We start from the raw sequence: 24,028 nt of genomic DNA on the forward strand, positions 1-24,028 counted from the left end.
CTGGAGTCTGTGGGAGCGGGGAGTTGTCGATTAACGCTTGCGCAAAATCACACTGCCGATCGAATAACCTGCACCGAACGAGCTGAGTACCGCCAGCGCACCGCTTGGCAGATCATCCTGATACGTGTGAAAAGCAATAACAGAACCGGCCGAACTGGTGTTGGCGTAGGTGTCGAGAATGACCGGTGCTTCTTCGATCGAAGCTTCGCGCCCCAGCAGCTTGCGCACGATCAAGTGGTTCATGCTCAGGTTGGCCTGGTGCAGCCAAAACCGCTTCACCTGTTCCACGTCCAGCTGGTTTTCTTGCAGATGCTGACCGATCAGTTCAGCCACCATCGGGCACACGTCGCGGAATACCTTGCGGCCTTCTTGAACGAACAGTTTGTCCGGGCTGTCGGCAGGCTCGTCAGAAGCACGGTTAAGGAAACCGAAGTTGTTGCGGATGTTGTTGGAGAACGTGGTCAGCAATTTGGTGCTGACGATATCGAACTGATGCTCGGACGTCGCCAGATCTGCGCGCTCGACAACCACCGCAGTCGCCGCATCACCAAAGATGAAGTGGCTGTCACGGTCACGGAAGTTCAAGTGGCCGGTGCACACTTCAGGGCTGATCAGCAGCACTGCGCGGGCTTGCCCCAACTGGACGCTGTTGCTGGCGGTCTGGATGCCGAAGGTTGCCGAAGAACAGGCCACGTTCATGTCAAAACCAAAACCCTGGATACCCAGCGCGTGTTGCACTTCAATGGCAATCGCAGGGTACGGACGTTGCAGGTTAGAGCACGCCACAATCACGCCGTCGATGTCGGCAGCTGTTTTGCCCGCTCGTTCCAGCGCCTGTTTGGCGGCGCCAACGGCCATTTCGCAGAGCACGGACATTTCGTCGTTGCTGCGGGCCGACAAGTGCGGGCGCATGCGTTGTGGGTCGAGGATGCCGTCCTTGTCCATCACAAACCGGCTTTTGATGCCCGATGCTTTTTCAATAAATGCAGCGCTCGATTCGGCCAGAGGCTGGATTTCACCGGCCTCGATAGCCGCGGCGTTGTCCGCATTGAACTGTTGCACGTAGGTATTGAAAGACTGCACCAGCTCTTCGTTGGAGATGCTGTTGGCCGGGGTATACAGGCCGGTGCCGCTGATGACGACGTTATGCACGGTCGTTCCTCTATAGGTATTCAGGTTCGATAGCCGCGAAGTTTGCCATAAACGCCAGCATTTGGCGTCATTTGCACGCGCGATGAGCGCCACTGCAGAAACTTAAACTGTGGGAGCGAGCCTGCTCGCGAAGATCTTTCGCGAGCAGGCTCGCTCCCACAGGGGGCCTTGGCCGGTAACAAGGCATCCCGCTATCAGTGGCCTCTATGCGTCCACCGCACTCCACTGCTTGCTCAGGCGCTTGTCCGAAATAGGCACCTTGGTGCCCAGTTGCTGGCCGAACAACGATACGCGGTATTCCTCCAGCCACCAGCGGTACAGCTCAAGCTGCGGGTCGCGTTTGCCTTCCTGGGCATGCTTGGTGGCACGGGCTTGATACTGCGCCCACAACCCGCTGAGCTCACCACTCCAGACCCGGTCTTTCTGCACCTGGCCCGGCAGTTTTTCGAGGCGCATTTCTATCGCCTTGAGGTAGCGCGGCAGCTCCTTGAGCCACAGGGCCGGAGTTTCGCGGACAAACCCCGGATACACCAGGTGGCTCAACTGCTGCTTGATGTCATTCAGGGCAACGGCCTGGGCCAGATCGATCTTGCCCTTGAAACGCTTTTGCAGACCGTGCCAAAGCTTGAGGATATCCAGCGTCAGTCTGGCCAGTTTTTCCGCATGCTCGGTCCAGGCACCACGCTTGCGCTCGGCAAGCGATGCCAGCCCGGCGCCATCACGGGGCAATACCGCTTCGCCTTCAAGGATGCAGCTGTCGAGGCTGGCCAGCAGAATGTCCTCAACCAGGCTTTCAACCCGGCCCAGTTCGCGGTATAGCAAGCCCAGCTCGGTCAGCCCCGGCAATTTGCCGCGCAGGAACTTCGCGGGTTCAGCCAGTTGTTGCATCAACAAACGCTGCAACGCACGGCGATGCTGATACTCAGCCTCGGCCGGGGTCGAAAAGCGTCCTTCCTTGACCGTGTTGCCCTCTTCCACCAGCGCCGGGTAAACCGTCATCGACAGGCCCGCGATCTTCTGCTGGGTCTTTTCGGCAACCGGGGCGAACACCTTGGCCTCGACCGGCAGCTGGTTCTTGGCTGTTTGCGGTACGGCCAGTGCCGCCTGGCTGGCCTGGGCGAAGCGCGCCGTCAACTCGGCCAGATCACGGCCTTCGCCCAGGAACTTGCCGTCCGCGTCGACCACTTCAATGTTCATCTTCAGGTGATTCTCGACCTGCAGCGCGGCTTCTGCCCACGCCTCGTCACTCACCCGTGCGCCCGTCATGCGCAGCAGTTCTCGGCCCAGGGTCTGCGGCAGTGAACCTTGAGCAAACTCCATGCGCTCCAGGGCCGCCTTGATGAAGTCAGGCACCGGTACAAAGTTTTTGCGCAACGCCTTGGGCAAACTGCGCACCAGAGCAATGCACTTGGCTTCGATCATGCCGGGCACCAGCCATTCCAGGCGCTCGGGCGGCAATACCGGCAGCAGCGGCGCAGGCACCTTGACCGTCACCCCGTCACGGGGGTGGTTGGGCTCAAAGTGATAGCTCAGCTCAAGGGTCAAATCACCCAAGTGCAGAGTGTCCGGATAATGCCTGGCGGTGATTTCAGTGGCTTCGCGGGCCAGCACGTCTTCTTCGCGCATGATCAACAGCTGCGGGTCTTTCTGACTGTTAACCCGGTACCAGCTGTCAAAGGTCGCGGTTTGATGAATCTCGGCGGGCAGACGGGCGTCATAGAACGCATACAGGGTTTCTTCGTCGGCCAGGATATCCCGACGACGGGCCTTGGCCTCCAGCTCGTCGAGCTGCTCCAGCAACTGCGCATTGGCAGTCAGGCACTTGGCACGGGACTGAATCTCGCCTCGCACCAGCCCTTCTCGGATAAACAGCTCACGGGACAACACGGGGTCAATCGGCCCGTAGTGCACGGCACGGCGGCCGACCACGATCAGGCCGAACAACGTGATTTGCTCGTAAGCCACCACTTGCCCGCGTTTCTTCTCCCAATGGGGTTCGAAATAATTCTTTTTGATCAAATGCCCGGCCAGCGGCTCGATCCAGTCAGGTTCGATCTTGGCCACCATGCGCGCATACAGCTTGGTGGTTTCTACCAGTTCAGCAGTCATCAACCACTGCGGGCGTTTTTTACCCAGGCCAGAGGAAGGATGAATCCAGAACCGGCGCTGACGCGCGCCCAGGTAATCGCCGTCTTCGGTTTTTTGACCGATCTGGCTCAGCAAACCGGACAGCACCGCCTTGTGCAATTTCGGGTAGTCGGCCGGCTCTTGGTTGACCGTGAGCTGCATGTCACGGCAGATCAGGCTCAACTGACGGTGGGAATCGCGCCACTCGCGCAACCGCAGGTAATTGAGGAAGTTCTTGCGACACCAGTTGCGCAACGGGCTGGCTGTCAGGGCCTGGCGTTGCTCTTCAAAACCACGCCAGACGTTGATCAAACCAGCGAAATCGGAGTCAACATCTTTCCATTGTGCGCGGGCCTGATCCGCCGCTTGTTGACGCTCAGGAGGACGTTCACGCGGGTCTTGCACCGACATCGCACTGGCGACAATCAACACTTCCTGCAAGCTGCCCAGCTTGGCGGCTTCGAGCAGCATGCGACCCATGCGCGGGTCCACCGGCAAGCGCGCCAGCTGGCGTCCCAGCGGGGTCAGCTGATTTTCACGGTTCACTGCCGACAACTCTTGCAGCAGGTTGAATCCGTCGGTGATCGCCTTGCCATCTGGCGGCTCGATAAACGGAAACGCCGTAATCTCGCCCAGACGCAAGTGCAGCATCTGCAGGATTACTGCCGCAAGGTTGGTACGCAAAATCTCCGGATCGGTAAACTCCGGGCGACCGTTAAAGTCTTCTTCAGCGTACAAACGTACGCAAATCCCGGGCTCGACTCGACCACAACGGCCTTTGCGCTGGTTGGCACTGGCCTGGGAGATCGCCTCGATCGGCAAACGCTGCACTTTGGCCCGATAGCTGTAACGGCTGATACGTGCAGTACCACTGTCGATCACATAGCGAATACCAGGCACCGTCAGCGACGTTTCGGCCACGTTGGTGGCCAGCACCACACGGCGCCCCGGGTGGGACTGGAAAATCCGCTGTTGTTCGGCAGGTGACAGCCGCGCATACAAAGGCAGGATTTCGGTGTGCTTGAGCTGGGCCTTGCGCAGCATGTCGGCGGCATCGCGAATCTCGCGCTCTCCGGGCAGAAACACCAGCACGTCGCCCGGGCTTTTGCGCTCGCTGCGTTCGAAGGCTGCAATCTCGTCCAGGGTGGCAATGATGGCCTGATCGACACTCAGGTCTTCTTCGACGTTGTTGCCCTCTTCGTCCTGCTCGGAGGTCAGCGGGCGATACCAGGTTTCGACCGGGAAGGTACGGCCCGACACTTCGACGATGGGTGCGTCATTGAAGTGTTTGGAGAAGCGCTCCAGATCGATGGTCGCCGAAGTGATGATGACTTTCAGGTCTGGACGGCGCGGCAGCAGAATCTTCAGATAGCCCAGCAGGAAGTCGATGTTCAGGCTGCGTTCGTGGGCTTCGTCGACGATGATCGTGTCATAGCGTTCGAGATAGCGGTCGTGCTGGGTTTCGGCCAGCAGGATACCGTCGGTCATCAGCTTGACCAGGGTATTGGAGTCGCTCTGATCCTCAAACCGTACCTGATAGCCGACCAACGCACCCAGGGGCGTACCCAGTTCTTCGGCCACACGGCTCGCGACACTGCGCGCAGCAATCCGGCGTGGCTGGGTGTGGCCGATCAGGCCGTGCTGACCACGGCCGATTTCAAGGCAGATTTTCGGCAACTGGGTGGTTTTGCCCGAACCGGTCTCACCCGCCAGAATCAGCACCTGATGCTTGAGCAATGCGGCCTTGATCTCATCGCGCTTGGCGGCAATCGGCAGGTTTTCGTCATAGCGAATCAACGGCACACTGGCCGCCCGCGCGGTCACCTGCGCACAGGACGCCTGCACCCGCTCGGCCCAGACGGCCAGCTTGGCCTCGTCAGGCTTTTTGCGCAGCTCATGCAGTTGCCGCCGCAGCTTATGGCGATCGGCAATCATGGCTTGATCAAGGTTTTTCAACAGTTGGTCGATAGCAGGCGATTCGTCAGTCATCAGGTACGCAGAATTCTTCGTAAATGCAGGGGGCGGATTGTCGCAGATTTGGGCTCTACAGACACGGGGATAACGGTGGGCGCGGGCATGCCCGCGCCCACACAATCATCAGGCTGCGTCCAGTCCCTTGCGCCTGTAGGGAAACACATCAATCACCTTGCCCTCCAAAATCGCCGCTTGCAGGCTTTTCCAGTAATCGGCGTCGTAGATTTCGCCGTGCAGCTCGTTAAACAGGCGGCGCTGCCCTGCATCGGCGAACAGGAACGGCGGAAACTCTTCGGGGAACACGTCCAACGGGCCGATGGAGTACCAGGGCTCACTGGCCATTTCGTCTTCAGGGGTCCGCGGCTGCGGGATATGTCGGAAGTTGGCCTCGGTCAGGTAACAGATTTCGTCGTAGTCATAGAACACCACGCGCCCATGGCGGGTGACACCGAAGTTTTTCAGCAGCATGTCACCGGGAAAAATGTTGGCCGCAGCCAGTTGCTTGATCGCCAGCCCGTAATCGTCCAGCGCTTCGCGGATTTGCGCGCTGTTGGCGTTTTCCAGATACAGATTGAGCGGAGTCATGCGTCGCTCGGTCCAGCAGTGGCGAATCAATACGTTATCGCCTTCAACCACCACGGTTGAAGGCGCGACTTCCAGCAACTCGGCCAAGCACTCGGGCTCGAATTTGCTCAACGGGAAGCGAAAGTCGGCGAACTCCTGGGTATCGGCCATGCGCCCTACCCGGTCGACACTTTTTACCAGTCGGTACTTTTCAATCACCGTGGCGCGACTGACGTTTTTCGACGGTGAAAAGCGGTCCTTGATCAGTTTGAACACCGTGTTGAACCCTGGCAGGGTGAACACCGTCATGACCATGCCGCGCACCCCGGGCGCCATGACAAAGCGGTCGTCGGTGGTCGCCAGGTGATTGATAAGCGCCCGGTAAAACTCGGACTTGCCGTGTTTGTAAAAGCCGATCGAGGTGTACAGCTCCGCCACATGCTTGCCGGGCAGGATGCGCTTGAGAAAGCCGATGAACTCTGCAGGCACCGGCACATCCACCATGAAATACGAGCGGGTGAACGAAAAGATGATCGACACTTCGGCCTCGTCGGTGATCAGCGCATCGATCTGGACCCCCTGACCTTCACGGTGCAGCAAAGCGATCGCCAACGGCCATTGCTCGTCGCGTGTATATAGACGCCCCACCAGATACGCACCCTTGTTGCGGTAAAGCACTGACGAAAACAGCTCGATGCTCAACTGCGGGTCTTTACACACCCAATCCGGCAGGTTTTCGCGCAAGAGGGTTTCGAGCCGGTGCAGGTCGCCCGGCAAGTTGGCGTAAGGCTCATCGAAGGCAAAGTCGGAAAAAATTTGCGCCAGCGCCTGATTCAATTGCCCGGCAGGCCGATAGGTGCGGGTTTGCGCGGCGCGGGCCTGACGCAAAGCGGGTCGGGTGGTGTGAATAAACATACAGCCATCGCTGATCAGGTCATGACTGAACAGGCTGCAAAAGGTCGAGTTGTACCAGGTCTCGGCCAGCTCATCGTCAAAGCGCAAATCTATAAGCCGGATATAAGCACTTTTGACCCGCGGCCATTGATCAGCATCCAGCAAATCCTGACCGGCAAAGGTGCTGCGCAAAGCCTGGCTGATTTCACTGACTTTATGCTCGTACAGATTGATCCGTGCGGCCGAGGCAAGCTGTGCGGCTTGCCACAACGCCCCTTCAAACCGGGCACGGGCGCCTTCGGTGATCTGGCGAAAGTGCTCGCGGTAATCATCGAAGCCATCGAGGATCATCTGAGCAATAGCGGCCGCCGGCCAGGAGTGGGGCATGGTGGAACCTCTGCACAGCTGTCGGTGAGGGTTTTATTACACGCCTGAGCTTAGTGGCCAATTGTTAGCAGGCGCAACCATTGCCTTGCGCGCAGCATCCCCTACACTGCGCGGCTTAAACCTTGTAAGGAAAATCCCGTGAGACTTGTCGATTTGGTGCGCATGCTGTCGCTGGCAGGCATTTGGGGCGCCAGCTTTCTGTTTATGCGGATCATTGCACCAGTACTGGGGACTATTCCTACCGCATTCTTTCGGGTCTCCATCGCCGCTACCGGCCTGGTGGTTATTCTGGCGCTGATGCGCGTGCGCTGGGATTTCGGTGGCAAGCTCAAGGTCATTCTGATTCTGGGGGTGATCAACTCCGGGGTTCCGGCCACCCTCTATTCAGTGGCGGCTCAGGTATTGCCTGCCGGTTACTCGTCCATTTTCAACGCGACCACCCCGTTGATGGGCGTGTTGATTGGCGGGCTGTTTTTCAGCGAAAAACTGACCCTGACCAAAATGGCCGGGGTATTTCTGGGGTTGCTCGGTGTCGGTATTTTGACCCGGGCCGGGCCAGTTGCTTTCAATATGGACTTGCTGATGGGCGCCCTCGCCTGCCTGCTGGCTACCACCTTTTATGGCTTTGCCGGCTTTCTGGCGCGCCGCTGGCTGGATCAGCAAGGCGGTCTTGACCCACGGCTTTCGGCGCTGGGCAGCATGCTGGGTGCAACCCTGTTCCTGTTGCCGCTGTTTGGGCTGAGCGTGATGAATCAGCCACCCGTGAGCTGGGGCGGAATGAGTGTGTGGTTATCGTTGCTGGGGCTGGGCCTGGTGTGTACGGCGTTTGCCTACATCCTGTACTTCCGTTTACTGACCAGCATTGGCCCGGTCAAATCCATGACCGTGACGTTTATGATCCCGCCGTTTGGCGTGCTATGGGGCGCGCTGTTCCTGGGTGAGCCGCTGTCGATGGCCCACCTGTATGGCGGGCTGCTGATCGCTGTGGCGCTGTGGCTGGTGCTCAAGCCAACGGCCAGACAGCCAGCCTGAGCCTTTCCACCCGTAGCAGCTGCCGAGGTACGAAGGCTGCTACGGGTCTTGGTTTACTCAGCGGGTTTTACGGAACACAAACATCAGCCCGACGATAATCATGGCCATCCCGAGCACACTTAACGCTGCCAGTTTATTGCCGAAAAACAGGTAGTCCATGATCGCGGTCACGGCGGGAACCAGATAGAACAGGCTGGTGACGTTGACCAGATTGCCCCTGGCAATCATCCGGTACAGCAGCAAGGTTGCCAGCACCGACACCACCAGCCCCATCCACAACACCGGCACCACAAAGCCGGCACTGTGTTCGAAGTGAAACGGCTGGAACGGCACAAACACCGCGCACACCAGCAAACCGGCAAGGTATTGCAACGGCAGCGTGCCCAGCGGGTTCTGGGTGATGCGTTTTTGCATCAAAGTCCCTGCCGTCATGCTGGCAAGTGCCAACAGGGCAAACAACATCCCGGCCCACGACAACCCCGCCAGACCGATGCTCTGGTACACCACCAGAACCAGCCCGGCAAGCCCCAGCAACAACCCGAGGGAACGGCTGAAGGAGTGTTTACGCTCCATGATCACAGCCGTGAGAATCGGCTGCACGCCCATAACGGTGGCCATCACTCCGGGGGTTACTTTCAGGTCCAGCGCCAGCAGATAAAAGATCTGGTAAGCGGCCAGCAACACCACACCCGTAGCCATGGCATAACTGATCGCCCTGACGCCACGGGGCATCTGAAACTTCATCAACGGAATGATCAGCACCAATGCCATCAGGGCGATGGCGAAACGCATCAACAAAAAGGCAAAGGGCGAGGCGTGAGCCAGCCCCCACTTGGAGAAAATCGCACCGCTGCTCCACAGCAGTACGAACAGACACGTGGAAGCAGCCGCCATCGCGGACTCTTTAGAAATCAAAAACATGGAAAGCACCTGTCATCAGGCAAAAAAAGCCGACTCAGCCGAAGCTGAAGTTCAATGGTTTTTTAGACGGGTACGGGCAGCCGAACGATCAGCTCAGCCCGCAACAACACCCGGTGGCGATACGGCGACGTACGCCACAGTGCGGCTGACAGGAGGGGGGTAGTGACTGATCTGCGCAGGCTGTTGGTTCCCGCACGGCACGACGCCAGCAGTGACTGCTGAATCGACGACGCAATGTGCAAAGGAAACCGGCATGGGCTGATCTTTTTGAAGAGGATTAACGAGCGCCGACTATAACCAGCGCCCGATACAAATTGCAACGACTTAACCGAACAACCACCGCCATAGCACTACCAGCACCAGCACGGCCAGGATCGGGCGGGCGATGCGGTACAGCTTGGGATTACGGCGCTTCCACTGCTTGACCACGCCGCTGAAGCGGTCGCTGAAGGTTTTGCTCCAGGCATAGGCCTTGTTGATCCCGCCTACGCGCTCGTCATCGAGGTTCTGCGGCGCCGTGGCTTTGCCCAGTTGTGCGCTGACCCAGCGGTTGACGCGGGTCATGAAGGGGCTGGAGAGCGGTCGTTCGATATCGCAAAACAGGATGACCCGAGTGATGTCGGTTTCATTCTTGACCCAATGCACATAGGTCTCGTCGAACATCACGTCTTCACCATCGCGCCATGCGTACTCCTCGCCATCGACGAAAATACGGCAGGCATCCGAGTTGGGAGTCGACAGCCCCAGGTGATAACGCAGCGATCCGGCAAACGGGTCACGGTGCGGATTGAGGTGACTGCCGCCCGGCAGCAAGGCAAACATTGCGCCTTTGACATTGGGGATGCTGTTGACCAGCTCAACGGTTTTTGGGCACAGCAACTCGGCCGATGGCAGCGCTTTGTCGTACCACTTGAGGTAAAAACGCTTCCAGCCTTTTTTGAAGAACGAGCCAAAGCCGGCGTCGTTGTTTTTTTCTGCGGCGCGAATATAGCCTTCATCGAACAGATGCATGGCTTCTTCGCGGATCGCTTGCCAGTTGTCCTTGAGGACATCCAGCTCGGGAAACTTGCTGCGGTCCAGGTACGGCTTGGACGGCACGCCGGAGAACAGGTACATCAAGGCGTTGTAGGGTGCAAAGAACGCTGAGTGGTTGACGAACTGACGTAACACCGGCAACCGTGCCTTGCCGCGAAAATGCACGTAAAGGATGCTGCCGACAAACAGCAGTATGAGCCCGGCCTTGATGGCGAAGGATAAGGTCATGCAACAACTCCTCGAAAATACCGTGCGGCACCAATAGCCCGACGTGGCAGCCGGCCATGATAAACACTACCGGCGCAGGACAAAACCCGCGTATTCCAACAATCAGTCTTAAGTAATACGTAACAGCGCTTTTTTAGCATAAGCCGTGAGAAAGAGGCTTGATGTGGGTCAGCCAAAAACTGTAGCCGCTGGCGCAAGCGGCTACAGCGTAGTGTGTTACTGGTGCAGCTCCTGCTCGCTGAACATGTCGCTGAACAGAAAGCTCGACAAGTAGCGCTCACCCGAGTCGGGGAGGATCACGACGATGGTTTTGCCTTGCATTTCCGGGGTCTCTGCCAGACGTACCGCCACGGCCATGGCCGCGCCACTGGAGATACCGCACAAAATGCCCTCTTCCTGCATCAGGCGCAGGGCCATGGCCTTGGACTCGTCATCGCTGACCAGTTCAACTTTGTCGAGGATCGACAGGTCGAGGTTTTTCGGTACAAAACCGGCGCCGATGCCCTGGATCTTGTGGGGAGAAGGTTTGATTTCTTCCCCTGCCAGCGACTGAGTGATCACCGGCGAGGTGATAGGCTCGACCGCAACCGACAGGATCGGCTTGCCCTGGGTGTGTTTGATATAGCGCGAAACGCCGGTAATCGTACCGCCGGTACCGACGCCAGAAACCAGCACATCAACCCCGCCATCGGTGTCGTTCCAGATTTCCGGGCCGGTGGTCTTCTCGTGAATCGCCGGGTTGGCCGGGTTTTCGAATTGTTGTGGCATATAGTATTGCGCGGGATCGCTGGCCTGGATCTCGGTGGCCTTTTCGATGGCGCCTTTCATGCCCTTCGCGGGCTCCGTCAGCACCAACTCGGCGCCCAGCGCCTTGAGCACTTTGCGCCGCTCGATGCTCATCGACGAAGGCATGGTCAACACCATTTTATAACCCCGCGCCGCCGCCACAAACGCCAGGCCGATACCGGTGTTGCCCGAGGTCGGCTCGATGATGGTCATACCCGGTTTGAGCAAGCCCCGGCTTTCGGCATCCCAGATCATGTTGGCGCCGATCCGGCACTTCACCGAATAGCCCGGGTTACGGCCTTCGATCTTGGCCAGGATAGTCACGCCACGGGGTGCAATGCTGTTGATCTGCACTAAAGGCGTGTTACCGATGGATTGGGCGTTATCTGCAAAAATGCGGCTCATGGCGGGGTCCTTATGCACCTTTTGGGAAGATCCCAAGGGTAGGCCTCACGTTCCCGTGCGTCCAGTCATGACGTGACGCTTCATTCAGAGACTGAATGGTGCGTCTGCGTTCAAGTTCGGCGGGCGGCGCGTTATAGTCGGGCATACTTTTCAGTTCTCCCGCCCTGCCCCTTGCAGGGCCCGGGTCATGGTTTGAGGAATAGCAAATGAAGTTTGAAGGCACTCGCGCCTATGTGGCCACCGATGACCTGAAGCTGGCGGTCAACGCAGCTATCACCCTGGAGCGCCCGCTGTTGGTCAAGGGCGAGCCTGGTACCGGCAAGACCATGCTGGCCGAGCAACTGGCTGAATCCTTTGGCTGCAAGCTGATCACCTGGCATATCAAGTCCACGACCAAGGCCCATCAGGGCCTGTATGAGTACGATGCTGTCAGCCGCCTGCGCGACTCGCAACTGGGCGTCGACAAGGTGCACGATGTTCGCAATTACCTGAAAAAGGGCAAGTTGTGGGAAGCCTTCGAGGCCCAAGAGCGGGTCATCCTGCTGATCGACGAAATCGACAAGGCCGACATCGAGTTCCCCAACGACTTGCTGCAAGAACTCGACAAGATGGAGTTCTACGTTTACGAGACGGATGAAACGATCAAGGCCAAGGTGCGCCCGATCATCATCATTACCTCCAATAATGAAAAAGAGCTGCCGGACGCTTTCTTGCGTCGCTGCTTCTTCCACTACATCAACTTCCCGGATCGCACCACGCTGCAAAAAATCGTCGATGTTCACTTCCCGAACATCAAGAAAGAGCTGGTCAGCGAAGCCCTGGACGTCTTTTTCGACGTACGCAAAGTGCCTGGCTTGAAGAAAAAACCTTCGACCTCAGAGCTGGTGGATTGGCTCAAGTTGCTGATGGCCGACAATATCGGCGAAGCGGTATTACGCGAACGCGATCCGACCAAGGCCATTCCGCCCCTGGCCGGTGCGCTGGTGAAAAACGAGCAGGACGTGCAATTGCTTGAGCGCCTGGCGTTTATGAGCCGTCGCCCCAATCGCTGATTTTTCAAGAAGGCGATAAGCATGCTGCTTAATCTGTTCAATGAAATGCGTGCGGCCAAGGTGCCGGTTTCAGTGCGTGAGCTGCTGGACCTGATCAACGCCCTGAAAAACCGCGTGACCTTCGCCGACATGGACGAGTTTTATTACCTGACGCGTACGATTCTGGTGAAGGACGAACGCCATTTCGACAAGTTCGACCGGGCCTTTGGCGCCTACTTCAATGGCTTGCAAAACCTCAACGAGCACCTTGAGGCCCTGATCCCCGAAGACTGGCTGCGCAAGGAGTTCGAGCGCTCGCTGAGCGACGAAGACCGCGCGCAACTCCAGTCCCTGGGCGGGCTGGACAAGCTGATCGAGGCATTCAAGCAACGTCTTGAAGAACAAAAGGAACGCCATGCCGGTGGCAACAAATGGATCGGCACGGGCGGCACCAGCCCGTTCGGTTCGGGTGGCTATCACCCTGAGGGCATACGCGTGGGGGATGCGGGGGCGCGACAGGGCAAGGCCGCCAAAGTCTGGGAACAGCGCGAGTACAAGAACCTCGACGATCAGGTCGAGCTGGGCACGCGCAATATCAAGGTCGCGTTGCGGCGCCTGCGCAAGTTTGCCCGCCAGGGCGCGGCGCAGGAGCTGGATATCGACAGCACCATCGACCACACCGCACGGGACGCTGGCCTGCTGAACATTCAGATGCGCCCCGAACGGCGCAACAACATCAAGCTGCTGTTGCTGTTCGACATCGGCGGCTCGATGGACTCCCATGTGAAGATCTGCGAAGAGTTGTTTTCGGCCTGCAAGACCGAGTTCAAGCATCTGGAGTACTACTACTTTCACAACTTCATTTATGAGTCGGTGTGGAAGAACAACCAGCGCCGCCAGGTTGAGCGCATCTCGACCCAGGATCTGCTGAACAAGTACGGGGCCGATTACAAAGTGATTTTTATCGGCGACGCAGCGATGGGGCCATACGAAATCACCCACGCCGGGGGCAGTGTCGAGCACTGGAACGAAGAGCCGGGTTACAAGTGGATGCAGCGTTTTATGGAGAAGTACAAAAAACTGGTCTGGATCAACCCGTATCCCAAGGACACGTGGAACTACACGGCCTCGATCGGGATCGTGCGTGACCTGATAGAAGACCGCATGTACCCGCTGACCCTTGAGGGGCTGGGAGACGGGATGCGGTTTTTGGCGAAGTAATGAACCTTGTAGATACTCTGTTGCCAACCGGCCTGTTTAGAGAAATGTGCTTCGCTAAACAGGTCGGCCTGTAGGCCGCCTCGCCCAGGCTCGGTGGTTCCCTCACTCCGGCACTGTCTTGGGCATTCGCGTCGTCTGGACATTCGTGTGGCTCCAGCAAAAGCAAAATGCATCGCAGACGTCACAGAACCCTACGAAAAACGGTTTAGCGCCAACATACAAGCCGCTGCCGCAGGCTGGGCAGCGCAGCGCAGCGCAGCGGCTACAGAGATACTTCAAGCGTGGGAGCGAGCCTGCTCGCGAAGATCATTCGCGAGCAGGCTCGCTCCCACTGGGGCTTGACCTGGAACAGAGTATCTACAAAGTGATTCAGCCGAACCGTTGCATAAACCCCACCATCTGACGCTGCGCAGCCTCTTGCGTGGTCGGGCGCAGGGCCACGCCCTCCCCCGGCAAGCACTGGGCCAGTCGCGCCAGCGCCAATGGCGTCAATGCCCCCAGTCGCGGATAACCCCCAATGGTCTGGCGATCGTTGAGCAGCACAATCGGCTGACCATCGGGCGGTACTTGAATCGCGCCCAGCGGTATCCCTTCTGAAATCATCGGTGCACCTTGATAGACCAGTGCGGGGCCCAGTAAACGGATGCCCATGCGATCGGCACGGGTGTCCAGTGTCCACGGGCTGTTGAAGGCATCAAACGTACTTTGGCCACTGAAGGCACCGACTTGCGCCCCCAATACCACGTCCAGCCCGGGGTTGGGACTGAACACGGGTTGCTGCTCACTGGCCAGTTCGCGCAACGGCTGCGCATGCCCGTCAAAACTCAGTTCATCGCCTGCCGCCAACCCACGGCCAAAGCCGTCCGGTCCGCCCAGTTGTTCGCGGGCCACAGTGGCGCAGCTGCCCAATACTTGAGGCGCTGCAATCCCCCCAGGAGCGGCCAGATAAGCCCGGGCACCGAGCAGCGGCTGGCTTAATGTCAGGGTCTGGCCTTGTTTCAGGGCAAAACTGCGCCAAGGCTTCAGCACCTGACCGTCCACAGTGGCCGCAAGGTCGGCGCCCGCCAGTGCCAGAGTGCAATCGTCTTGCGCGACAAGGCTCAAGCCACCCAGGGTGATTTCGATCACAGCCGCATCCGGCGAATTACCCAATAGCCAGTTTGCCCACGCCATCGACAGCCAGTCCGCGGCACCGCCCTGGGTCACGCCCAAATGCCGCACGCCAAACCGCCCGCAGTCTTGCAACAGACACAACGGGGTGCTGGCCTTAATCAGTAAACGGCTCATGCCAGTGCCTCCTGAGGGGTGTCATCGCCGCCCAGACGGATGAATTCAGCGCGGGACACAGGCTCAAACCGAACCGTGTCGCCGGGTTGCATCAGGCTGTAGCCATCCCGCTCGCGGTCAAACAGTGCGCTGGGTGTACGCCCCACCAGGTTCCAGCCACCGGGGGATTGCGCCGGATAGGCCGCGGTCTGGCGCTCGGCAATGCCGACGCTTCCGCTGGCGACGCGTTTTCGCGGAGTATTCAGGCGCGGCGCGGCCAGGGCTTCTTCGACCAGGCCCATAAAGGCGAAACCCGGGGCAAAACCCAGCGCAAACACCTGATACTCATGCGCGCTGTGACGACGGATAACTTCACTTACCGGGCAACTTGCGCGCTGGGCCAGTAACGTAAGCTCCGGGCCCACGCTCAAGTCGTACCACACCGGCAGAACATGGCACTGGCCAAGGTTTTGGGTTTGCGGGCGCAGGTCCGTCAGCGCCTGGGCGATCAACTCGCGAGCCTCAACCGGGCTCAGCGCCAGCCCGTCGTAATGCACCATCAGGGTGGTGTAGGACGGCACCAGATCGATCAGGTTTCCGGCAAAGCTGGCCCGCAGGCGCTCGCTGGCCGCCAGCATCCAGGGCATGTTGGCTTCGGCAATCTCATCGAACAAACGCAGCATCAAGCAATCGATCGCCACCACTTCGATACGCGGCTTCATGCCTGCGCCTGCTGACTCAAGGCATCGCGAATACGCTGCACCGCAGCCACTGAACTGGCGTTATCGCCATGTACACACAGAGTATTGGCGTGCAGGTGCAAGGCGCTGCCATCACTGGCAACCAGAGCCTTGCCCGCCGCGATGGTCAGGGCCTGCTGCACGATGACATCGGCTTCGTGGTGCACGGCACCCGGCAACTGTCGGGAGACCAAACGCCCGGCGCTGTCGTAAGCCCGGTCGGCAAAAGCTTCGAACCACAGGGTCACGCCGAACTCATCACCGATGGCCTGCGCGGCGCTGTTATCCCGCGTGGCCATCAGCATCAGCGGCAACGTTGAGTCATAAGCGGCCAGGGCCTGAATCACTGCCCGCAGTTGCGCGGGATTGGTCATCATGTCGTTGTACATCGCGCCATGCGGTTTGACGTAGCTGACCCGCGCGCCCTGAGCACGGCAAATACCGTCCAGTGCACCGATCTGATAGTGCAGAAGGTCCTGCAGCTCTTGCGGCGAGTAGGCCATCGAGCGGCGACCGAAGCCGGCCAGGTCCTGATACGCCGGGTGGGCACCGATTTTCACGTTGTGCGCCAGGGCCAGCGCTACGGTTTTGCGCATGATGCTCGGATCGCCGGCGTGAAAACCGCAAGCAATGTTGGCGCAATCGATAAACGGCATGACGTCGGCATCCAGGCCCATGGTCCAGCTGCCGAAACTCTCACCAATGTCGCAATTCAATAACAGGCGGCTCACGATGATGCTCCTGTGGTCTTTTTATAGTTTAGGTGTGGGCCATTTTTCGACAGGCGCACGCCGGTCGTCCAACTAATAAAAGCCGGACTCGGGCATAAAAAAAAGTTGATTGCTTCTGTGGGAGCGAGCTTGCTCGCGAAAGTCGCCGGGGATTTTCGCGAGCAGGCTCGCTCCCACAACGCCTAAAAGCTGCGCTCGCGGCGGGCAATGCGTTCGCGCTGGCGTTTGCCGCCCAGCACGACCCAATCCACGAGCCGCACGAACCCTTCAATGATGAAGGAGAACAACAAGGCGCCCGCCATGGCCCAGCCGATAGCACTCGGGGACAGCAAAACCTGATAGGTGTAACTGTCGGCGGTTTCCTGGCGGATGGCCGGGTCGGCGGCATAGGCCACCTGCAGGGCGCGCATGTACCACGGGCCTTGCATGGCCTGGAACTGTTCATCAAGCAGACGCTGGCGGTTCAGCAAGGTGCCCAGGCTGGTGGCATCGCTGCGAAAGACCGGGTCGTCGCTGGCCTGGTAATGCGCCACCAACGCGTGCAGGTCGCCCTTGAAAAACTGGTTGGCGGTGTTCTGGAAACCCACCAGCCCGGTCTGGGCCTCGATCAGATGAGCTTCGACGCGATTGGCGTAGTCATTGATAAAGCCTGGCACTTGCACACCCATCAACAAACCAATGGTAAACAACACCAACCGCAGGTAGCTCAAGAACATGTGTGCCCATCCTTATTCGGTTGTGCCCTGGCTGACGCATTCGCCGCGTCGCCACAGGCTCCATTGACCCGGCTCATAGCGCGTCCAGGTTTCGTTTTCGGTCAAAGGCTCGGTGGCGATCACGGTGACCACATCGTTGGGCGTGGTTTCGGCCTGAAAATCGACGATCACGTCGACGTCTTTCAGGCGCGCCGGACCAAACGGGGCACGGCGGGTAATGTGCGCCAGCTTGGTCGAGCAGTAGCAAAACAACCAGTCACCGTCGCTGAGCAGGCAGTTGAACACGCCCTTGCTGCGAAACTCGGCGCAGGCTGCTACCAGCACCGGCAGGATGCGTTCGACATCAACCGGCTCGGGGAATGCTTCGCGCACACGGTTGAGCAGATCACAGAACGCCGCTTCGCTGTCGGTGTCGCCAATGGGTCGATAAAAGCGGGTGCTCGGCGACAAATCGGCCAGTTGGCCATTGTGCGCAAAACACCAGTTGCGACCCCACAGCTCGCGAACAAACGGATGAGTATTGGACAGACACACCTTACCCACGTTGGCCTGACGGATATGCCCGATGACCACCTCGCTTTTGATCGGGTAACGCTGCACCAGCAAGGCGACTTCAGAGTCGCAACTGGCGGCCGGGTCCTGGAACAGGCGCAGGCCACGGCCCTCATAGAAGGCAATGCCCCAGCCATCGCGGTGCGGGCCGGTACGCCCGCCACGCTGCATCAGCCCGGTAAAACTGAACACAATATCGGTCGGGACGTTGGCGCTCATGCCCAATAATTCACACACGCTCGCACTCTCGCATTCAGGCTCGACGAAATAGGATTACAACCGCGGCTCGACCCGGGACGGGGCCGATGTTCGCGACGCGCTTTGTGGCACATAACGATCATTGCCCGCCGAGCCGAACGGCTGGTCGTCTTCAGGATCGTGTTTATCGGCGCGTGCTGCTGCGTCGGCTTGCGCCTTGCGGGCCGTGCTGGCGCGCTCGATGGGCCAGCGGATCAGCGCAAATACGGCGTACACACAAAATGCGATGATGGCGTACATCAACAAATCAGAGACGGCACGCCAGGCGTTGTTGCCAACCTTAAAGGCCAGGTCCAGGGCGGTAATCGCCACCGCGGGTGCAAACTGCTCCTTGACCGGATCAATGATGGTGGGACTGAACAGCAGCACGGCCATTAGCACACGCAGCGGTTCGCGCAACCAGCGCCACATGAAGCGGGTCATTCGGCACCACACGAGCAGGCAGCCCAAAGCGGCAAAGGCGTAAAGGCCCCATGCGATCAGATAGTCGTTCTCGGTCATGGTATCCATGGTCGGCAGGCAATGAGACGCTATGATAACGGCTTTTAGACAGTGCGGCTGCAACGCCGTCAGCCCCTCTTCTTTTTCATGCAGGTTTCAGAGAACACTCAATGACCGAATCAGCCTACGCAAATAGCGCCCCTATCGCACATAAAGCAGAGGGTTCAGACCCCTACTCGTGGTTGCAAAATCGCGATAGCGAAGAGGTTCTAGACTACCTAAAAGCTGAAAACAGCTATCAGGAAGTGCAGTTGGCCGACCAGGCCACATTGCGTGAGACGCTGTTTCAAGAGATCAAGGGCCGAATTCGCGAGACTGATCTGTCGCTGCCCTCCCCTTGGGGGCCGTATCTGTATTACACCCGCACCAACGCCGGTGACGAATACCCTCGCCATTACCGCTGCCCGCGCCCGGCCGATGACAGCCAGCAGGTCGACGAAAACGCCGAGCACTTGCTGCTGGACCCGAACGCCTTGGCCGAGGGCGGTTTTATTTCTCTGGGTGCCTTCAGTATCAGCCCGGATCACCAGCGCCTTGCCTATAGCCTGGACACCAGTGGCGAAGAAACCTATCGCCTGTTTGTCAAAGAACTGAGCACCGGCGCAGTCACCGAGCTGCCGTTTGAAGAATGTGATGGCAGCATGACGTGGGCCAACGACAGCCAGACACTGTTTTTTACCGAACTGGACGACACCCATCGCCCGCACAAACTGTTGCGCCATACCTTGGGCGAGGCAGACGTCCACGAGGTGTTTAATGAGCCGGATGGACGTTTTTTCCTGCATTGCTATCGTTCGAGTTCTGAGCGCCAGCTGATTCTGCTGCTCAACAGCAAAACTACCAGTGAGAGCTGGGTGCTGGACGCCAATCAGCCGCAGCAGGCTTTTAGCTGCCTGGCGCAAAGGGTTGAGGGGCACGACTACAGCGTCGATCACGGCCTGTACGAGGGGCAATGGTCGTGGTTTATTCGCACCAATCAGGACGGAATCAACTTTGCGCTGTACTACGCCTTTGGCGAGGTGCCGACACGCAATGACTGGCAGCGATTGATCGCCCATAGCGACAGCGTGATGCTGGAAGGCTTGAGTTTGAACGCCCAGGCCCTGTGCCTGAGCCTGCGCGAAGGTGGCCTGCCGATCATCGAAGTCCGCCCCAACGGTTTGCCGTCATATCGCGTGCAATTGCCGGACGCTGCCTACAGCCTGTATGTGCAAGACAGCCTGGAATTTGACAGCACGCACATCCGCCTGCGCTATGAGGCGCTGAATCGTCCTGCGCAAGTACGGCAACTGACGCTGAACACTGGCGAACAAGTCGTACTCAAGGAAACCCCGGTGCTGGGGACATTTAATGCCGATGACTATGTCAGCCATCGCCTGTGGGCCACCGCTCCCGATGGCACTCAGGTGCCGATCAGCCTGGTGGTCAAGCGCGACGTGCTGGGCAAGCCTGTGCCGCTTTACCTGTATGGCTACGGCGCCTACGGCGAGAGCCTAGATCCGTGGTTTTCCCACGCCCGCCTGAGCCTGCTGGATCGCGGCGTAGCCTTTGCCATCGCCCACGTACGCGGAGGCGGTGAGCTGGGTGAAGCCTGGTACCGCGCCGGCAAGCAAGAACACAAGCACAATACATTCAGCGACTTTATCGCCTGCGCCGAACACCTGATCGACCAGGGCCTGACCCGTAGCGAACAGCTGGTGATCAGTGGTGGCAGTGCTGGCGGCCTGCTGATTGGCGCAGTGCTCAATCAGCGCCCGGAGCTGTTCAAGGCGGCGATTGCCGAAGTGCCGTTTGTGGATGTGCTCAACACCATGCTCGACCCGGACTTGCCGCTGACCGTCACCGAATACGACGAGTGGGGCAACCCGCAAGAGCCCGAAGTGTATGAACGGATCAAGGCTTACGCACCCTACGAAAACGTCACGGCGCAAGCGTATCCGGCGATGCTGGTGATTGCCGGCTACAACGACAGCCGCGTGCAGTATTGGGAAGCGGCCAAGTGGGTGGCCAAGCTTCGCGCCACCAAGACTGACGACAATCTGCTGCTGCTCAAGACTGAGCTGGAGGCTGGCCATGGCGGCATGAGCGGGCGTTATCAGGGTTTGCGCGACGTAGCACTGGAATATGCGTTTGTGTTCAAGGTACTGGGGATTTGACAGCCCCGCGATAACTCCCCTTTTCGGCGGCTAGAGATACTTCAACCGTGGGAGCGAGCCTGCTCGCGAAGATCATTCGCGAGCAGGCTCGCTCCCACGGGGGGCTTGAAGCATCCACAGCAAGGATGAACGATCAATCCTGGGGGATTTTGCCCTTCAAGTCTTTAACCTCAAGCCCCGGCAGCGGCTGGTCTTTGGGCGGTTGCGGCAGATCAATCGGTGGCAGCGGGATCAAGCTGCCACTTCCGGCAACCGGCTTGGGCACTGCTCTCGGAGTGATTTGCGGGTACGGGGTTGGCGTGGCAGTGCCCGGCGAACCCGGTGCGGCTGTCACGGGGGCACTCGGAACAGTCGTCAATTCCGTTGCCTGGGCTGCACTTATCAAGAGCGCGCTCCCTACAATGGCCGTTAGAATAGTGCGTTTCATCAATCACTCCGTTGCCAGACCGGCTTGTCTGCCCTCAGGCTACTCGTAACCTGCGGTTTTTGCCCCCTTCAATGAGATTTCCATGAAACGTTTTGTTTTGCTCGACACCACTCCGATCCCCGAAAACGGCGGTGCCTTGTGCCTGTTCGAGTATGGCGAAGACTTCGTGATCAAGATTCAGGGCGGTGATGGCGGCCAGTTGATGAACACCCGCATGCACGGCTCGGAAGACGCGCTGGCAGAAATCCCCTGCCGGAAAGTCGCCGGCCGGCCGCAGTCGCGGGTACTGATCGGCGGTCTGGGCATGGGGTTCACCCTGGCCTCGGCACTCAAGCACTTGGGCAAGACGGCCGAAGTGGTGGTCGCAGAGCTGGTACCCGGCGTGGTGGAATGGAATCGCGGACCGCTGGGCGAAAAATCCGGTAACCCGCTGCAAGACCCGCGTACCGTGATCCGCATGGAAGACGTGGCCAAGGTGTTGCAAGTCGAACCCAACGGGTTTGATGCGATCATGCTCGACGTCGACAACGGCCCCGAAGGCCTGACCCAAAAAGCCAATAGCTGGTTGTATTCGGCGGGAGGCCTGAGTGCATGTGCCAAGGCCCTGCGCCCCAAAGGCGTGCTGGCCGTGTGGTCTGCCAGCGCCGACAAACAGTTTTCGGACAAGTTGCGCAAAGCCGGTTTCAAGGCTGAAGAAGTCCAGGTGTTTGCCCACGGCAACAAGGGCACCCGACACACCATCTGGATTGCAGAAAAAATCAAAGGCTGATCAACAGCTAAACTTAACGACATAACCGTCATTTGTCTTACAAGGTGAACCCATGAGTTCGGTGAATCCACCCTCCCACACCGCCAAACTGGACCGCATTCTGGCTGATGCCCAGCGTGACCGTGAAATGGGCTATCGCGACAAGGCCCTGAAAATGTACCCCCACGTGTGCGGCCGTTGCACCCGTGAATTTGCCGGCAAGCGCTTGAGCGAGCTGACCGTTCACCACCGCGACCACAACCACGACAATAACCCGCAAGACGGCTCAAACTGGGAGCTGCTGTGCCTGTACTGCCACGACAACGAGCACTCGCGCTACACCGACCAGCAGTACTTTGCGGAAGGCTCTACCAGCAGCCCGAAAATTGCCAAGGCCACCCACAACCCGTTCGCGGCACTGGCCGGCTTGATGAAGAAAGACGAGTAGCGCCTCGCTGTCGTAGCAGTTGCCGAAGGCTGCGTCCGATTGCGAAGCGATCGTAAAATCAGAGCACGCGACTTCACTCTTAGGCCGCATGGCTCAGGTTTTACGACGACTACGTCGCCGGACGCAGCCTGCGGCAGCTGCTACGGAGTTAGGGACAACACAGGTATACTCGCGTCTTTTTTTCGCAAGGGCTCGGGCAAGTGGCAAACAAACGGTACAGCTGCATTGGTTTGTATAACCCAAAATCGCCGGAAAACGTCGGCTCGGTGATGCGTGCGGCTGGTTGCTACAGCGTTGCCTCGGTGTTTTACACCGGCAAGCGTTACGAACGGGCTCGCGACTTTGTCACCGACACCAAGAAAGTCCATCAGGACATCCCTCTGATCGGCATTGACGACCTGAAGAAGATCATTCCGCTGGGCTGTATTCCGGTCGCGGTAGAAATGGTCGAGGGCGCACGTTCCTTGCCTGAGTACACGCATCCGGACCGGGCGATCTATATTTTCGGCCCAGAAGACGGCTCGCTGGGCAAAGACGTGCTGGAGTGGTGCGAAGACGTGATTTACATCCCGACCAATGGCTGCATGAACCTCGCAGCCACGGTCAATGTGGTGCTTTACGACCGACTGGCCAAGGGCAATAACACCCGCTCCGGCCCCAAGTTCGGCTAGACCTTGCCTTTGTTCTGCTGGCTGGAGCTCCAGTCCACCAGCAGGCTGTAGGCAATGGCGAGCAAGGTAGGTCCGATAAACAAGCCGATAAAACCAAAGGCTATCAACCCGCCAAACACGCCGAGCAGAACAATCACCAGTGGCAGGTTGCCGCCTCGGCTGATCAAGTAAGGCTTGAGCACGTTGTCGACACCGCTGATGATCACCGTGCCCCAGATACCTAGGAAGACCGCCATCCCGTAGTCGCCTTTCCAGGCCAGCCAGGCCGTGGCCGGGACCCAGATAAGCGGCGGCCCCATCGGGATCAGGCTGAGCAGGAACGTCGCCAGCCCCAGCACCAGTGCGCCGGGGACTCCCGCGATCAGGAAGCCGATCAACGCCAGCAGCGCCTGAGCGGCAGCGGTACCAATCACCCCGTTGACCACACGCTGTACGGTGCCCGCCACCAGTTCCTGATAGTAATCGGCACGGTCGCCAATCAGCCGCTCAAGCAGGCCATGGACGAAGCTCGCTAGCCGCGGCCCGTCACGGTAGAAAAAGAACACAAAGACAATACTCAGTGTCAGTTCAAGGATGCCGCCACCAATCTGCGCACTGCGGGCCAAAAACCAGTTCCCCACCTGCCCCAGGTAAGGCTTGACTGCCAGCAGCAGCGCAGCGCCCTGCTCGTCGATAGTGTTCCAGATGCCGACCAAACGCTCGCCGACGATAGGGATACCGGCCAGCCAGGTCGGCGCATCAGGCAAACCTTCGAGCTGAACATCTTTGACGAAGGTAGTGGCATCGCGCACATGGTCTGCCAGGTTGAGCCCCAGCCACACCAGGGGCGCGGCGACCAGCAGCATCCAGCCCAGGGTCAGGATGCCCGCAGCCAGCGACTCGCGCCCTCTGAGCACGCGTGTCAGCAGGCGCATCAGGGGCCAACTGGCGAATGCCAGCACCGCGCCCCAGAACAAGGCCGACCAAAATGGTGCCATCACCCACAGACTGGCACCGAACAACACCAGGAGCAGAATCTGCACCAGCAGGCGATCGTTATTGAGCATGTGTGTTCCAC

The 24,028-nt window shown here is 59.0% G+C and carries 21 protein-coding genes; 7 read left to right on the plus strand and 14 right to left on the minus strand.

The genetic code is table 11. The features are described from left to right. Window positions 1–30: 30 nt before the first annotated feature. The 3 genes from RGV06_RS06945 to aceK form a co-directional block, all read right to left on the minus strand. A complete protein-coding gene (locus RGV06_RS06945) occupies window positions 31–1,152 on the minus strand; it encodes a beta-ketoacyl-ACP synthase III (RefSeq protein WP_019828728.1) in 1,122 nt (373 codons plus the stop codon). A 204-nt stretch (window positions 1,153–1,356) separates the two neighbouring features. Beyond that, complete coding sequence (gene hrpA, locus RGV06_RS06950) at window positions 1,357–5,268, minus strand: ATP-dependent RNA helicase HrpA (protein WP_322149691.1); 3,912 nt, start codon at window positions 5,266–5,268, stop codon at window positions 1,357–1,359. Window positions 5,269–5,376: 108 nt separating this feature from the next. Beyond that, window positions 5,377–7,098 (minus strand): bifunctional isocitrate dehydrogenase kinase/phosphatase, encoded by a 1,722-nt coding sequence (aceK, locus tag RGV06_RS06955; protein WP_019828725.1) that lies wholly within the window; start codon window positions 7,096–7,098, stop codon window positions 5,377–5,379. 138 nt (window positions 7,099–7,236) lie between these two features. Here aceK and RGV06_RS06960 point away from each other — a divergent pair, with 138 nt between their 5' ends. Next, the gene (locus RGV06_RS06960) at window positions 7,237–8,130 is read left to right on the plus strand and encodes a DMT family transporter (RefSeq protein WP_019828724.1); all 894 of its coding nucleotides are present in this window, start codon (window positions 7,237–7,239) and stop codon (window positions 8,128–8,130) included. A 57-nt stretch (window positions 8,131–8,187) separates the two neighbouring features. Here the strand turns inward: RGV06_RS06960 and RGV06_RS06965 are convergent, their stop codons facing one another. From RGV06_RS06965 to cysK, 3 genes are all read right to left on the minus strand, one after another. Then, on the minus strand, window positions 8,188–9,051 hold the full coding sequence (locus RGV06_RS06965; RefSeq protein WP_019828723.1) for a DMT family transporter: 864 nt from the start codon (window positions 9,049–9,051) through the stop codon (window positions 8,188–8,190). Window positions 9,052–9,375: 324 nt separating this feature from the next. Next, window positions 9,376–10,314 (minus strand): aspartyl/asparaginyl beta-hydroxylase domain-containing protein, encoded by a 939-nt coding sequence (locus tag RGV06_RS06970; protein WP_019828722.1) that lies wholly within the window; start codon window positions 10,312–10,314, stop codon window positions 9,376–9,378. A gap of 216 nt (window positions 10,315–10,530) precedes the next feature. Continuing rightward, window positions 10,531–11,505 carry a cysteine synthase A gene (gene cysK, locus RGV06_RS06975; RefSeq protein WP_019828721.1) on the minus strand — a complete coding sequence of 325 codons (975 nt, stop codon included), beginning with the start codon at window positions 11,503–11,505 and terminating at the stop codon, window positions 10,531–10,533. Between the two features lie 206 nt (window positions 11,506–11,711). Between cysK and RGV06_RS06980 the strand changes: the two genes are divergently transcribed. Then, on the plus strand, window positions 11,712–12,557 hold the full coding sequence (locus RGV06_RS06980; RefSeq protein WP_019828719.1) for an AAA family ATPase: 846 nt from the start codon (window positions 11,712–11,714) through the stop codon (window positions 12,555–12,557). A gap of 21 nt (window positions 12,558–12,578) precedes the next feature. Continuing rightward, window positions 12,579–13,757: a vWA domain-containing protein gene (locus RGV06_RS06985; RefSeq protein WP_322149692.1), complete on the plus strand. Its 1,179-nt coding sequence runs from the start codon at window positions 12,579–12,581 to the stop codon at window positions 13,755–13,757. A gap of 369 nt (window positions 13,758–14,126) precedes the next feature. Here RGV06_RS06985 and RGV06_RS06990 read toward each other — a convergent pair whose 3' ends face one another. The 6 genes from RGV06_RS06990 to RGV06_RS07015 all read right to left on the minus strand — a co-directional run bounded on the left by RGV06_RS06990 (window position 14,127) and on the right by RGV06_RS07015 (window position 18,530). Continuing rightward, entirely contained in the window at window positions 14,127–15,044 is a 918-nt protein-coding gene (locus RGV06_RS06990; RefSeq protein ID WP_322149694.1) for a biotin-dependent carboxyltransferase family protein, read from the minus strand. Beyond that, a complete protein-coding gene (locus RGV06_RS06995) occupies window positions 15,041–15,745 on the minus strand; it encodes a 5-oxoprolinase subunit B family protein (RefSeq protein ID WP_048351527.1) in 705 nt (234 codons plus the stop codon). The genes RGV06_RS06990 and RGV06_RS06995 overlap by 4 nt, the downstream gene beginning before the upstream one ends. Next, on the minus strand, window positions 15,742–16,494 hold the full coding sequence (locus RGV06_RS07000; RefSeq protein WP_322149697.1) for a 5-oxoprolinase subunit PxpA: 753 nt from the start codon (window positions 16,492–16,494) through the stop codon (window positions 15,742–15,744). The genes RGV06_RS06995 and RGV06_RS07000 overlap by 4 nt, the downstream gene beginning before the upstream one ends. A gap of 182 nt (window positions 16,495–16,676) precedes the next feature. Further along, complete coding sequence (locus RGV06_RS07005; RefSeq protein ID WP_048351525.1) at window positions 16,677–17,210, minus strand: DUF2937 family protein; 534 nt, start codon at window positions 17,208–17,210, stop codon at window positions 16,677–16,679. A gap of 12 nt (window positions 17,211–17,222) precedes the next feature. Then, window positions 17,223–17,999 carry a class II glutamine amidotransferase gene (locus tag RGV06_RS07010; RefSeq protein ID WP_046809797.1) on the minus strand — a complete coding sequence of 259 codons (777 nt, stop codon included), beginning with the start codon at window positions 17,997–17,999 and terminating at the stop codon, window positions 17,223–17,225. Window positions 18,000–18,035: 36 nt separating this feature from the next. Continuing rightward, window positions 18,036–18,530: a hypothetical protein gene (locus RGV06_RS07015; protein ID WP_037032736.1), complete on the minus strand. Its 495-nt coding sequence runs from the start codon at window positions 18,528–18,530 to the stop codon at window positions 18,036–18,038. A 101-nt stretch (window positions 18,531–18,631) separates the two neighbouring features. On the opposite strand from RGV06_RS07015, the gene RGV06_RS07020 reads away from it, so the two are divergent. Further along, window positions 18,632–20,677, plus strand: coding sequence for a S9 family peptidase (locus RGV06_RS07020; RefSeq protein WP_322149702.1), 2,046 nt, complete (start codon window positions 18,632–18,634; stop codon window positions 20,675–20,677). Between the two features lie 133 nt (window positions 20,678–20,810). On the opposite strand, the gene RGV06_RS07025 is transcribed toward RGV06_RS07020, so the two are convergent. Further along, window positions 20,811–21,104: a hypothetical protein gene (locus RGV06_RS07025; RefSeq protein WP_019828708.1), complete on the minus strand. Its 294-nt coding sequence runs from the start codon at window positions 21,102–21,104 to the stop codon at window positions 20,811–20,813. A gap of 82 nt (window positions 21,105–21,186) precedes the next feature. Here RGV06_RS07025 and RGV06_RS07030 point away from each other — a divergent pair, with 82 nt between their 5' ends. From RGV06_RS07030 to RGV06_RS07040, 3 genes are all read left to right on the plus strand, one after another. Further along, entirely contained in the window at window positions 21,187–21,873 is a 687-nt protein-coding gene (locus RGV06_RS07030; protein ID WP_048351523.1) for a spermidine synthase, read from the plus strand. Between the two features lie 52 nt (window positions 21,874–21,925). Next, complete coding sequence (locus tag RGV06_RS07035) at window positions 21,926–22,300, plus strand: YajD family HNH nuclease (protein ID WP_019828707.1); 375 nt, start codon at window positions 21,926–21,928, stop codon at window positions 22,298–22,300. Window positions 22,301–22,500: 200 nt separating this feature from the next. Beyond that, window positions 22,501–22,971, plus strand: a complete 471-nt coding sequence (locus RGV06_RS07040; protein WP_019828706.1) for an RNA methyltransferase — start codon at window positions 22,501–22,503, stop codon at window positions 22,969–22,971. Here the strand turns inward: RGV06_RS07040 and RGV06_RS07045 are convergent. Next, window positions 22,968–24,017 carry an AI-2E family transporter gene (locus tag RGV06_RS07045; protein WP_019828705.1) on the minus strand — a complete coding sequence of 350 codons (1,050 nt, stop codon included), beginning with the start codon at window positions 24,015–24,017 and terminating at the stop codon, window positions 22,968–22,970. The two genes, RGV06_RS07040 and RGV06_RS07045, sit on opposite strands and share 4 nt — an antisense overlap. Window positions 24,018–24,028 lie beyond the last annotated feature (11 nt).

Origin of the sequence: Pseudomonas sp. CCI3.1 (genome assembly GCF_034313985.1) — a bacterium.
GTDB lineage: Bacteria > Pseudomonadota > Gammaproteobacteria > Pseudomonadales > Pseudomonadaceae > Aquipseudomonas > Aquipseudomonas psychrophila.